General features: G+C 76.8%; 12 protein-coding genes. 5 read left to right on the plus strand and 7 right to left on the minus strand.

The genetic code is table 11. The annotated features are described in order from the left end of the window. The coding region (locus HLB09_RS17785) for a PAS domain-containing protein (RefSeq protein ID WP_212770753.1) at positions 1 to 750 on the minus strand (750 nt) is incomplete at its 3' end. A gap of 40 nt (positions 751 to 790) precedes the next feature. Between HLB09_RS17785 and HLB09_RS08050 the strand changes: the two genes are divergently transcribed. Further along, complete coding sequence (locus HLB09_RS08050) at positions 791 to 1,276, plus strand: STAS domain-containing protein (RefSeq protein ID WP_212770754.1); 486 nt, start codon at positions 791 to 793, stop codon at positions 1,274 to 1,276. Positions 1,277 to 1,333: 57 nt separating this feature from the next. Here the strand turns inward: HLB09_RS08050 and HLB09_RS08055 are convergent, their stop codons facing one another. From HLB09_RS08055 to HLB09_RS08070, 4 genes are all read right to left on the minus strand, one after another. Next, a complete protein-coding gene (locus HLB09_RS08055) occupies positions 1,334 to 1,687 on the minus strand; it encodes a hypothetical protein (RefSeq protein WP_171202876.1) in 354 nt (117 codons plus the stop codon). 130 nt (positions 1,688 to 1,817) lie between these two features. Next, positions 1,818 to 2,852: a class II fructose-bisphosphate aldolase gene (gene fbaA / locus HLB09_RS08060; RefSeq protein ID WP_171202877.1), complete on the minus strand. Its 1,035-nt coding sequence runs from the start codon at positions 2,850 to 2,852 to the stop codon at positions 1,818 to 1,820. A 149-nt stretch (positions 2,853 to 3,001) separates the two neighbouring features. Continuing rightward, complete coding sequence (locus HLB09_RS08065; protein ID WP_171202878.1) at positions 3,002 to 3,661, minus strand: TrmH family RNA methyltransferase; 660 nt, start codon at positions 3,659 to 3,661, stop codon at positions 3,002 to 3,004. Next, positions 3,658 to 3,804 (minus strand): GPGG-motif small membrane protein, encoded by a 147-nt coding sequence (locus tag HLB09_RS08070; protein WP_171202879.1) that lies wholly within the window; start codon positions 3,802 to 3,804, stop codon positions 3,658 to 3,660. Before HLB09_RS08070 ends, HLB09_RS08065 begins: the two co-directional genes overlap by 4 nt. Before the next feature lie 242 nt (positions 3,805 to 4,046). On the opposite strand from HLB09_RS08070, the gene HLB09_RS08075 reads away from it, so the two are divergent. Both HLB09_RS08075 and HLB09_RS08080 read left to right on the plus strand, forming a co-directional pair. Next, positions 4,047 to 4,787 carry an HAD-IIA family hydrolase gene (locus HLB09_RS08075; RefSeq protein ID WP_171202884.1) on the plus strand — a complete coding sequence of 247 codons (741 nt, stop codon included), beginning with the start codon at positions 4,047 to 4,049 and terminating at the stop codon, positions 4,785 to 4,787. 306 nt (positions 4,788 to 5,093) lie between these two features. Continuing rightward, entirely contained in the window at positions 5,094 to 7,349 is a 2,256-nt protein-coding gene (locus tag HLB09_RS08080; RefSeq protein WP_246234744.1) for an HNH endonuclease signature motif containing protein, read from the plus strand. A 149-nt stretch (positions 7,350 to 7,498) separates the two neighbouring features. On the opposite strand, the gene pyrE is transcribed toward HLB09_RS08080, so the two are convergent. Further along, a complete protein-coding gene (gene pyrE / locus HLB09_RS08085) occupies positions 7,499 to 8,101 on the minus strand; it encodes an orotate phosphoribosyltransferase (protein WP_171202885.1) in 603 nt (200 codons plus the stop codon). A 119-nt stretch (positions 8,102 to 8,220) separates the two neighbouring features. Here pyrE and HLB09_RS08090 point away from each other — a divergent pair, with 119 nt between their 5' ends. After that, positions 8,221 to 9,297, plus strand: a complete 1,077-nt coding sequence (locus HLB09_RS08090; protein ID WP_171202881.1) for a hypothetical protein — start codon at positions 8,221 to 8,223, stop codon at positions 9,295 to 9,297. Positions 9,298 to 9,355: 58 nt separating this feature from the next. Here HLB09_RS08090 and HLB09_RS08095 read toward each other — a convergent pair whose 3' ends face one another. Then, positions 9,356 to 10,150 carry an exodeoxyribonuclease III gene (locus tag HLB09_RS08095; RefSeq protein ID WP_171202882.1) on the minus strand — a complete coding sequence of 265 codons (795 nt, stop codon included), beginning with the start codon at positions 10,148 to 10,150 and terminating at the stop codon, positions 9,356 to 9,358. Positions 10,151 to 10,287: 137 nt separating this feature from the next. Here HLB09_RS08095 and HLB09_RS08100 point away from each other — a divergent pair, with 137 nt between their 5' ends. Then, positions 10,288 to 11,052 carry an SDR family NAD(P)-dependent oxidoreductase gene (locus HLB09_RS08100; RefSeq protein ID WP_171202883.1) on the plus strand — a complete coding sequence of 255 codons (765 nt, stop codon included), beginning with the start codon at positions 10,288 to 10,290 and terminating at the stop codon, positions 11,050 to 11,052. Positions 11,053 to 11,231: the final 179 nt, after the last annotated feature.

Here is an 11,231-nt window from a genome sequence, read left to right on the forward strand (position 1 = left end):
GGTGCGCCGCGGCCCCTCCTGGCGGCCGAGGGCCTGGTCGACGAGCGGGTCCAGACCCTCGCGGGCGCCGAGGAGCGAGAAGGGCGGCACGGACGGCAGCTCGTCGACGCCCGCGACGGCGCCGAGGCGCAGCCCGTCCTGCACGAGCAGCACGGCCGACCAGGGCACGAGGCGCTCGAGGACGCCCGTGAGCCGCGCCAGGGACCGGCGGACGTCGAGCTCGGCGACCGCCTCGGCGACGTCGGCGAGGAGCGAGAGGCGCGCGCGCGCCGCGGCGGCGGCGCGCTCGGCCTCCACGCGGGCCGTCACGTCCACCTGCACGCCGACGCGGTGCACGAGGTCGCCCCGCTCGTCGAGCACCGGCGAGACCGACACCTCGTTCCAGAAGGGCGTCCCGTCCCGGCGGACGTTGCGCAGCACGACCGTGACCGGCTCGCGGGCCGCCATGCCGGCGCGCAGGCGCTCGAGCTCGACGGGGTCGGTGCCCTCGTCCTGCAGGAAGCGGCAGTTGCGCCCGACCGCCTCCTCGGCGGCGTAGCCCGTGGTGCGGGTGAACGCCGCGTTGACCCAGACGAGGGGGTCGTCGGCCTGCCGCGGGTCGCTGACGACCACGGGCACGTCGGTCGCCAGGGCGGCCAGCGCCGCGAGCGCGGTGCCGCCGTCGCCGGGCGCCGCCGAGGGGGTGCCGGGAGGGACGCCGTCGCTGTCCGGGCCTCCGGTCGGTCGTCCACCGGCCACCGGGTTGACCACGCGCTGCTCCGATCGTCTAGCGTGACCGTCGTTCCGCGGCGTGGCCTGCGGCACCACCGGGGAGAGCGGGTCGGAGGTCTCGATGTCGGGCGAAGGTAGCACCGGGGCACCGCCCAGCGCGGGCGTCACCACAGCGGGCGGCGACGACGCCGACGCGGGCTCGGTCCACGTGATCATGGGTCGGGCGAAGACGCGCATCGTCCTGTCGGGCGAGATCGACGCGCTGGTGAGCCCCGACCTCGTCGAGGCCGCCGCCGAGGCCGAGGACGCCGGCCGACCGGTGGAGGTCGACGCCCACCACGTCACCTTCATGGACTCCACGGGCGTGGCCTTCCTCGCGCGCCTGGCCTCGCGCTCGTCCACGCGCCTGGTGCTCATCCGGCCGCCCGACGTCGTCCGCTTCCTCATCGAGGTCACGTCCATCAACGACCTGCTCGACGTCGTCGACGACGACCCGGGCGTGGACGACTCGGTGCCCGAGCACGCGCCCGACGACGACCCCGACGGGCCCGACCGCGCCGCCTGACCCGCTCCCCCGCGCGCCGGCCCCGGGCCGATCAGGTGCTGGGGCCGGAGAGCCCGGTCAGAGGCTGAGCACGACGCCGCCGAGGACGGCGACGGGCAGGCCGACGAGGAGGAAGGCGCCGAAGCCGGTGAGGGCGCCGTCACCGCCCCGCTCGGCGCGCCGGTCCGGGCCCGCGGCGAGCCCCCCGCCCGCGGTGCCGATGTCCACGCTCGCGCCGCGCGTGAGCTGGTCGGTGGACGTGAGACCGCCGAGCCCGCCGGCGACGATCGCGCCGACGCCCCACGCCGAGGCGAACGACGTCACCCCCAGCGCCGCGAGGACGGCCGCCACCGCCGTCACGGCGGCGAGCAGTGCGGCCAGGCGGACGCCGACGGCGCGCCAGGGCGAGGTCGAGCGAGGTGCGGCCCTCACCCCACCGTCGCACGGGCGACGGGGGCCGGCCGCGCCGAGCGCGCCCGGAGGCGGGACGGCGACAACCGGGCCGGACAGCAGCAGAGCCCCCGACCGCGAGCGGTCGGGGGCTCTGCCGTGCGGCGAGGGGTCAGGCGGACAGGCTCGTCCCGGCGCTGCGCAGGCCCTCGCATGCCTCGACGACGCGGGCGGACAGGCCGGCCTCGGCGGCCTTGCCCCACACGCGGGGGTCGTACGTCTTCTTGTTCCCGACCTCGCCGTCGACCTTCAGCACGCCGTCGTAGTTCTTCAGCATGTGGTCGGCGACCGGGCGCGTGAACGCGTACTGCGTGTCGGTGTCGATGTTCATCTTGACGACGCCGTTGTCGACCGCCGCGGTGATCTCCTCGGGCAGCGAGCCGGAGCCGCCGTGGAAGACGAGCAGGAAGGGCTTGCCGTCGCCGTCCGGCTGGTGCTTCTCGGCCACCGCGCGCTGCGCCTGGGCGAGGATCTCCGGGCGGAGCTTGACGTTGCCCGGCTTGTACACGCCGTGGACGTTGCCGAAGGTCAGGGCCGCCATGTAGAGGCCCTTCTCGCCGAGCCCGAGGGCCTCGGCGGTGGCGAGGGCGTCGCCCTCGGTCGTGTAGAGGTGCTCGTTGATCTCGTTGGCGACGCCGTCCTCCTCGCCGCCGACGACGCCGATCTCGACCTCGAGGACGATCTTCGCCGCAGCGGCCTTCTCGAGGAGCTCGGCGCCGATGCGCAGGTTCTCGTCGAGGAGGACGGCCGAGCCGTCCCACATGTGCGACTGGAAGAGGGGCTCCTGGCCGCGGTCGACGCGCTCCTGGCTGATGGCCAGCAGCGGACGCACGTAGGTGTCGAGCTTGTCCTTCGGGCAGTGGTCGGTGTGCAGCGCGATGTTGACGCCGTACTTCGCGGCGACGACGTGCGCGTACTCGGCGAGCGCCGTCGCGCCCGTCACCATGTCCTTGACCCCCTGGCCGGAGGCGTACTCGGCGCCGCCGGTGCTCACCTGGACGATGCCGTCGCTCCCGGCGTCCGCGAACCCCTTGATCGCGGCGTTGAGCGTCTGGCTGCTCGTGACGTTGATGGCCGGGTAGGCGAAGGAGCGCTCCTTCGCGCGCTGCAGCATCTCCGCGTAGACCTCGGGGCTGGCGATCGGCATACCGGGCTCCTCCTCCTGCTCCGCCGGGGCGGCGGGGTGATGGGGTCGACGGCGCCTGGGCTGCGACGTCGACGGCGGGGCGATCCTTCCACGGACGGCCGCGCCCCCGCCGCGCGCGGCCGCTCGGCGGACGTCGCCGCCGGCCCGCGTCAGGCGGGCCGCTGGCCGAAGACGTGCCGCCGGACCCACGCGTGCAGGGCGATCGCGGCCGCCGCGCCGGCGTTGACCGAGCGCGTGGAGCCGGCCTGGTGGATCGCGAGCACGGCCTCGCACGCGGCGAGGGCGCCCTCCGTCAGGCCCGTGCCCTCCTGGCCGAGCAGGAGGACGACGCGCTCGGGCAGGTCGTGGGTCTCGAGCGGGACGGCACCGGGCACGTTGTCGACGCCGAGCACCGGCAGCTCCCGCTCGCCGGCCCACCGGGCGAGGGCGGCGGCGTCCTCGTGGTGGTGCACGTGGAGGTAGCGGTCGGTGACCATCGCGCCGCGACGGTTCCAGCGGCGGTGCCCGACGACGTGGACGCCTGCGGCGTTGACGGCGTTCGCCGTCCGCACGACGGAGCCGATGTTGAGGTCGTGGCGCCAGTTCTCCACCGCGACGTGGACCCCGGCGCGCGAGCGGTCCAGGTCGGCGCGGACGGCCTCGACCGTCCAGTACCGGTACCGGTCCGCGACGTTGCGGCGGTCGCCGTGCTCGAGGAGCTCGGGGTCGAGGCGGTCGTCGTCGGGCCAGGCGGCGCGGCCGCCGGGCCAGGGGCCGACGCCGACGACGCGCTCGTCGTCGGCGCCGGGCGCACCTGCGGGACCGGTCAACCGATGCCGGCGAAGCTGAGGCCGGGGCCGACCACCAGCCCGACGACGATGAGGACGACTCCCCACAGGATCTGGCGGCGGACGAGGGCGACGACGCCTGCGACGATGAGGACGACGCCGAGGATCCAGAGCAGTGCGGCCATGGTGACCTCCGGGGTTCAGGGGACGGTCGGTCGCCGTCGGGGTCGGCGGCGCGGACGACCGTAGGTGCGCCCGGGCGAGTCCGCCCGCCGACGGTGATCCGACCGTGACCCGTCGCGGCCCGGTGGACGGCCGAGCCGCCGACCGGCGTCACGAGCCCCTGGTGCGCGAGCGCCGCCCGCGCGAGCATGGCGGTGTGAGCCACGACGAGCAGGGTCCCGAGATCGAGTGCTGGCTGACGGACATGGACGGCGTCCTCGTCCACGAGGGCCACGCGCTGCCCGGCGCGGCCGACTTCCTGCAGCGGCTCGTCGACCGGGAGCGCCGCTTCCTCGTCCTCACGAACAACTCGATGTTCACGCCGCGGGACCTGCGCGCCCGGCTCGCCGCCTCGGGGCTGCAGGTCCCCGAGGAGGCGATCTGGACGTCGGCGCTCGCGACGGCGCAGTTCCTCGCCCAGCAGGTGCCGGGCGGCTCGGCCTACGTCATCGGCGAGGCCGGGCTCACGACCGCCGTCCACGAGGTCGGCTACACGATGACGACCAGCTCCCCCGACTACGTGGTCCTCGGGGAGACGCGCACGTACTCCTTCACCGCCATCACGACGGCGATCCGCCTCATCGAGGGCGGCGCGCGCTTCATCGCCACGAACCCCGACCCGACCGGCCCCTCGGCGGAGGGCCCGCTCCCGGCGACCGGCGCGGTGGCCGCGCTCATCACGCGGGCGACCAAGCGCGAGCCGTACGTCGTCGGCAAGCCCAACCCGATGATGTTCCGCAGCGCCATGAACCGCATCGAGGCGCACTCGGAGACGACGGCCATGGTCGGCGACCGCATGGACACCGACGTCGTCGCCGGCATCGAGGCGGGCCTCACCACGACGCTCGTCCTCACCGGCTCGACGCGGCGCGAGGACGTCGAGGCCTACCCCTACCGGCCGACGCGCGTCTGCGAGTCGATCGCCGACGTCGTGCCGCTGGTCTGAGAGGAACGACGCCGCTCGAGGGCCGCGTCGGCCCGGGCGCCTGACCGCGCCCGCGAGGGTGACGGAGACCACCCGGACGAGCGGTGGTCGAGCGCTCGCCCTGCCGTCCACCCGCCCGTAGACTTCGAACACGTGTTCGAGTGAGGGTGAGGGTGAGGGGGTGGTCGCGGTGGACGTGCCGACCGGCGACCTGCCCCTGGCCCGCCGCCGCGCCCGGGCCCTGCTCGAGGGATCCGCGCCGAGGAGGCCGAGCGCTCCCGCGCCCACGCCCGGACTCTGCGCCGCATCGCCGACCTCGTGGACGAGATGGCCCGCCCCGGCGGACCCGCCGGCCCCACCGGCCCCGCCGTCGCGGGCGGGGTGGGCGTCGTGGGCGAAGACCGGGTGGGTGACCCTGCCGCGGCCGCCGCCGCCGAGGTCGCCCTCGCCCTGCGCCTGACCCGCACGGCCGCGACCCGCCTGGTCGAGCAGGCCCAGGTGCTCACCACCCTCGCGCCCACCACCCTGACCGCCCTGGCCGACGGGCGCATCGACCCACCCCGCACCCGCCTCGTCACCGACGCCCTCACCCCCCTGCGACCTGAGGACGCCCGCGCCCTGGACGCCCAGCTCGCCCCCGCCCTCGGCCCCCTGACCACCGGCCAGCTCGCCGCCCGCATCCGCTACCTGCTCGCCCGCCTGGTCCCGGCCGCGACCCGCGACCGCGCCCGCACCGGCACCCGCGACCGCTGCGTGCGCCTGCACCCCCTCCCGGACGGCCTCGCCCAGCTGACCGCCACCGGCCCCGCCCTCGACCTCGCCGCCGTCCACGACCACCTCACCACCGCCGCGACCACCCGCACCGGCCCCCACGCACGCACCGACCCCCACACCACCACCACCGCCGGCCTCGCCGGCCCCGACCTGCTCACCCACGCCCGCGACACCCCCCACGGCACCGGCCTGCCCGACCGCCGCGGCCTCGACGCGCGCCGCTTCGACGCCCTCGTCGACTTAGCCCTCACCGCCCGCCCCACCACCGACGGCAACACCGCATACGGCGACCGCGCGGGCACGGGCACGGGCACGGGCACGGGCACGGGCACGGGCACGGGCACGGGCACGGGCACGGGCACGGGCACGGTCGATGACTTGAGCACCACGACCGCGCGACACCCGAACCCTCCGCCCCGGCCCGGCCGCGGGGTCCAGGTCGTCGTCGCCCTCACCAGCCTCCTCGGCCTCGACGACGAACCCGCCCACCTACCGGGCACCGGCCCGGTGCCCCTCGGGCACGTCCGCGAGCTCCTGGCCACCGGCGCCCCCTTCCGCCGCGCCCTGACCCACCACCTCACCGGCCAGCTCATCGCCCTCGACGGCCACCTCATGACCACCGACCCACCCCACGACGACGGCCCCGGCCGGGACGACGACCCCAGCGGCAGAGACGACGGCCCCCGCGATGACCGCCCCAGCAGTGACGACGACAGCCACGGCGACCCAGGTGGCCATGAAGACCTCGGCAGCCCTGGCAACCCCGGCAACCCTGGCAACGTTGACGAACCTGAAGGCCCCGTCGATCGCGGCGGCACCGGTGACCCCGGCGGCACCGACCGCGCCACCACCGGCAGCGTTCACGACGTCTCCAGGCCCGCCACCACACCCGCGCTCGCCCTGCCCCGCCGCCCCCGCAGCGCCTGCCCCGTCGCCGCCGCCGGCGGCGGCCGCTACCGACCCTCAGCCGCCACCGACCGGTACGTGCGCACCCGCACCCCCACCTGCACCTACCCCGGCTGCCGCGTCCCCGCCACCCGCTGCGACCTCGACCACGCCACCCCCCACGCCACCGGCGGCCCCACCTGCCCCTGCAACCTCAGCCCCCGCTGCCGCACCCACCACCTCGCCAAGCACCGCCACGGCTGGACCGACACCCCCACCACCGACGACCCCACCGACACCAGCGTCACCTGGACCTCACCCCTGGGACAGACCACCACCGTCCCCGGCCCAACCCTGCTCCCCCGCCCCCCCGCACCCACCGAGCCAGGGACCGACCACCCCGCCCCCGTCGAGCCCGCCCCCGTCGCCCCGGTCCCCGCCGCCACGGACGACACACCAGGACACGACGGCACCGACACGACGCCCGAACCCGGGCGGAGCGATGACCACGGCCTCACCGGGAGCACCAGCACGACGTCGCCTCCCCGCCGACCGGCCGCGACCTGGCGCATCGCTGCCGCCGGCTACCGCGTCGTCCCGACCACGCGCACCACAACGGGCGCACGACACCACGAGCACCGCGCCAACGCCCGCGAGGCCACCGCGTCCAACCAGGGAAACCTCGACACCTGTGGCCGCCACGACGACGTCCGCAACCTCCACGGCCACGTCGAGATCCACCCCCGCCTGCTCGTCGGCCACCCCTACCCCACCGACGACCTCGCCCACCGCGACGCGCGGTCGACCCGCGAGGAGCACACGCGTCAGCACCAGCACCTCACCGACCGCCCGGCACCCACGACCGCCACCCACCCCGACGGCACCGACCACGGCGGCTGGGGCGAGGGACCACCGCCCTTCTGAGCTCCTCCAGGCAGACGGGCGCGCCTCATCACCCAGCCGATCACGGCGGCCGGGCTGAGGACCACCGCTCTCCGGCACCGCCTCCCGGCGACGCGACGGCCCAGGAGCAGCCGCCGGCGACCGACGGCCGAGCGCCGGACGCCAGGACGTCAGAGGGTGGGGCGCGCGGGCTCCCCAGTGCCGGCGCCGGCGGCCGGGCCGTCGTCGAGGCCGAGCTCGTCCTTGGTGAAGACGGCGAGGTAGTCGAGCCCCTCCGCCTCGATGCGCTCGCGAGCCCCGGTGTCACGGTCCACGAGCACGGCCACGGCGAGCACCTGCGCGCCGTGGGCGCGCAGCGCCTCGACGGCCGTCATGACCGAGCCACCGGTCGTCATCGTGTCCTCGACGGCGACGACGGCGCGGCCCTCCACCGCCGGGCCCTCGATCTGCCGCTGCAGGCCGTGGGCCTTGCCCTGCTTGCGGACGACGAAGGCGTCGAGCGGGCGGCCCTGCGCCGAGGCGGCGTGGAGCATCGCCGCTGCCACGGGGTCGGCGCCCATCGTCAGGCCGCCCACGGCGTCGGGCGAGAGCCCCCGCCCGTCGACCAGGTCGAGCATCACCCGCCCGACCAGCGGCGCCGCCTCGTGGTGCAGCGTGATGCGGCGCAGGTCGACGTAGTAGTCGGCCTCCGCGCCGCTGGACAGCGTCACGCGGCCGCGGACGACCGCCGTCTCGCGGATGAGGGCCAGGAGCCGCCCACGGGCGTCCCCCAGCGCGTCGACGGGCAGGTCTGCGGTCTCGGCGGCGTCCACAGGCCGCCACGCTAGCGAGGTCGTCCACAGACCTCGCCGGGCGCCGCCGCGGCGGCGCGGCAGGGCGCCACGGTCTCGCCATGAGCAGCGAGACGAGCACCGGCCCGGCCGACTCCGCATCCGGCGATGCGGAGCACCCCTCCGAGGGGTCAGGCGGCGGCGCCGACCCGACCGCACGCCCCGCCGCGTGCCCGGGCCGGGACGAGGCGCCCCGCCCCGAGCCCGGTGGGGGACCCGGGGCCGGCGCCGAGGCCGAGCCGGACGACCTGCGCCTCGAGCGGACCAGCGACCCCACCGAGCCGTCCGACACCTGGGGCGGGCTCGCCGACGTGGTCGCCGAGGACGTCCTCCGCACCGCGCACCGGCTGGAGGCCGCGGGGGTGCGGGTCGAGCCCCCGGTCGGGCACCCGGCCTCGCTGGCCCTCTGCGTGGTCGAGGCCGTCTGGGCGCCCCGGGTGCGGCCGACCGCCGTCGCGGGCGTGGTGGCCCGGGTGCGCGAGCACCTCGCCAGCACGGCCGGACCGGGTGACGGGCTCGACGCCCCGGCGCTGCTGGCGTCCTTCACCGCCGCCGGGGACGACGAGGCGTGGGCCGCCGCGCTGGCCACCCGGCACCGCACGGCGTCGACCGCGGGCGCACCCCTCAAGGCGACCGCGGTGCGCGAGGCGGCGGAGGCCCTCGTCGACGTCGGCGTCGTCACGACGGCGGACCTCCTGGCCGTCCTCCGCGACCACCGCGCCGCTGCGGCGCAGGCCCAGACCCACGCCCGGGCCCGGGTGGCCCTGACGCCGTGGCCCCCTGTGGAGGCACCTGCGGCACCGTCGTCCGAGCGGTGGGAGGCCGTGCGGGCCGCCTGGTGCGCCGCCGCGGGGCAGTCGTCGGGTCGGTCGTGGCACCGGCTGCTGCTCCTGGCCGGCGCGGAGCAGGTCGTGCCCGACGACGACGTCCGCCGCTTCGTCTCCCGCCTCGTCCGCAGCCTCCTGGCGGGAGGTCAGCCGGCGCGCGCGGGCTCGCGGCCCGGCGCGCTGGAGGCCGCGGCGCTGCTCGAGGCGGCCGCGGCCGTCCTCGGCGCGCCCGCCCGCGAGGTCGACCACGTGGTATGGCGCAGCGAGCTGCAGGTCGGCGCCCGTCGCCCCGGGGACGGCCGGGCCGGCTGACGGCGTCCAGGAGGAGCCGAGCGCGGCGCTCGGACGAGCGGGCGGTGAGGCGGTGGGGTCAGGCGTCCGCGAGGTCGACGAGGACGGGCGCGTGGTCGCTGGCGCCCTTGCCCTTGCGCTCCTGCCGGTCGATCTCCGCCCCCGTCACGCGCTCGGCGAGCGCCGGCGAGCACAGGGCGAAGTCGATGCGCATGCCCTCGCGGCGGGGGAAGCGGAGCTGGGTGTAGTCCCAGTAGGTGTACGTCCCCGGCCCGGGGGCGTGGGGGCGCACGACGTCGGCGTAGCCCGCGTCGACGACGGCGCGGAAGGCCGCGCGCTCGGGCTCGGAGGTGTGGGTGCTCGTCGCGAAGACGGCCGGGTCCCAGACGTCCTCGTCGGTGGGCGCCACGTTCCAGTCCCCGCAGAGGGCGACCTGCGCGCGAGGGTCGTCCGCCAGCCAGGCGCTCCCGGCGTCGCGCAGCCGGGCCAGCCAGTCGAGCTTGTAGGCGTAGTGGGGGTCGTCGAGCGCGCGGCCGTTCGGCACGTAGAGGCTCCACACGTCGACGCCGCCGCACCGCGCCCCGATGGCCCGCGCCTCGGCCTCCGCGCCCTCGCCCCAGCCCGGCTGGCCCGGAAAGCCGACGCGCACGTCCTCGAGGCCCACCCGGGAGAGGACCGCGACGCCGTTCCACTGGCTCAGCCCGTGGTGGGCGACCTCGTAGCCGGCCTCGCGCAGCCGCTCCTCCGGGAACTGGTCGTCCCGGCACTTGGTCTCCTGGAGCGCCACGACGTCGACGTCGCTGCGCTCGAGCCACGCCACCAGGCGGTCGACGCGGGCCCGGACGGAGTTGACGTTCCACGTGGCGATGCGCACGGGCGGCGACGCTACCCGCGGCGCGGGCGGGCGGGCGGACCGGGCGCGGCGCGACGTCGGCGGCACCCGAGCACGGGGCTGTCGTCCCGGGCGGGACGGGTCGGGTGCCGGGGGCGCTGCTCGCTACGGTCCTCCCCATGGCGACGGCACTGGTCACGGGCGGCACCTCGGGCATCGGGGCGGCCTTCGCCCGCGAGCTGGCGGGCCGCGGTCACGACCTCGTCCTCGTGGCCCGCGACGCCGCCCGGCTCGAGGAGACGGCCGAGCGGCTGCGCGCCGGCGGCACGCGGGTCGAGGTGCTGCGCGCGGACCTCGCCGACCGGGCCGACGTCCAGCGGGTGGCCGACCGCCTCGGCGACGTCGCCCGCCCGGTGGACCTGCTCGTCAACAACGCGGGCTTCGGCCTGTCCTCGAAGCTCCTGTCGGAGGACACCTCGGAGCAGGAGCGCGCCCTCGACGTCATGTGCCGCGCCGTGCTCGTCCTCGGCGGCGCCGCCGGGCGGGCGATGCGCGACCGCGGGCGCGGCGCCGTCCTCAACGTCTCGAGCGTCGCCGGCTTCGTCACCATGGGTGGCTACTCGGCGGTCAAGGCGTGGGTCACCGCCTACTCGGAGGGGCTGTCGAACGAGCTGGCGGGCACCGGCGTCACCGTCACGGCGCTGTGCCCCGGCTTCGTGCGCACCGAGTTCCACGAGCGCGCCGAGCTGCGCATGGGCCACATGCCCGAGATCGGCTGGGTCGACGTCGACGAGCTCGTCCGCACGGCCCTCGACGACGTCGCCCGCGGCCGCGTGGTGTCCGTGCCGACGACGCGCTACGCCGCGGTCGTGCAGCTCGCCCGGCACGCCCCCCGCGGGCTCGTGCGCTGGGCCTCGCGCGCCATCGTCTCCTCGCGCAGCTGACGCCCCGCTCGCGCAGCGGAGGCCCCGCTCGCGCAGCGAAGGCCCCGCTCGCGCAGCGAAGGCCCCGCTCGCGCAGCGAAGACCTCGGCACCTCGCCGCTCGCGCCCGGCGCCGCCCCCTCGCGGCCGGTCCCGGGCCCCGGTGCGCCGACGGCCGTGGACCCCCCCGCGGGCCACGGC

The sequence above is a fragment of the Pseudokineococcus marinus genome (assembly GCF_013004605.1).
Lineage (GTDB): Bacteria > Actinomycetota > Actinomycetes > Actinomycetales > Quadrisphaeraceae > Pseudokineococcus > Pseudokineococcus marinus.

Coding starts and splice junctions, on each gene's coding strand:
- HLB09_RS08080 (WP_246234744.1), top strand. CDS start 5,094: ATGGCCCGCCCCGGCGGACCCGCCGGCCCCACCGGCCCCGCCGTCGCG.
- HLB09_RS08070 (WP_171202879.1), bottom strand. CDS start 3,804: ATGGCCGCACTGCTCTGGATCCTCGGCGTCGTCCTCATCGTCGCAGGC.
- HLB09_RS08075 (WP_171202884.1), top strand. CDS start 4,047: ATGGACGGCGTCCTCGTCCACGAGGGCCACGCGCTGCCCGGCGCGGCC.
- HLB09_RS08100 (WP_171202883.1), top strand. CDS start 10,288: ATGGCGACGGCACTGGTCACGGGCGGCACCTCGGGCATCGGGGCGGCC.
- HLB09_RS08090 (WP_171202881.1), top strand. CDS start 8,221: ATGAGCAGCGAGACGAGCACCGGCCCGGCCGACTCCGCATCCGGCGAT.
- fbaA (WP_171202877.1), bottom strand. CDS start 2,852: ATGCCGATCGCCAGCCCCGAGGTCTACGCGGAGATGCTGCAGCGCGCG.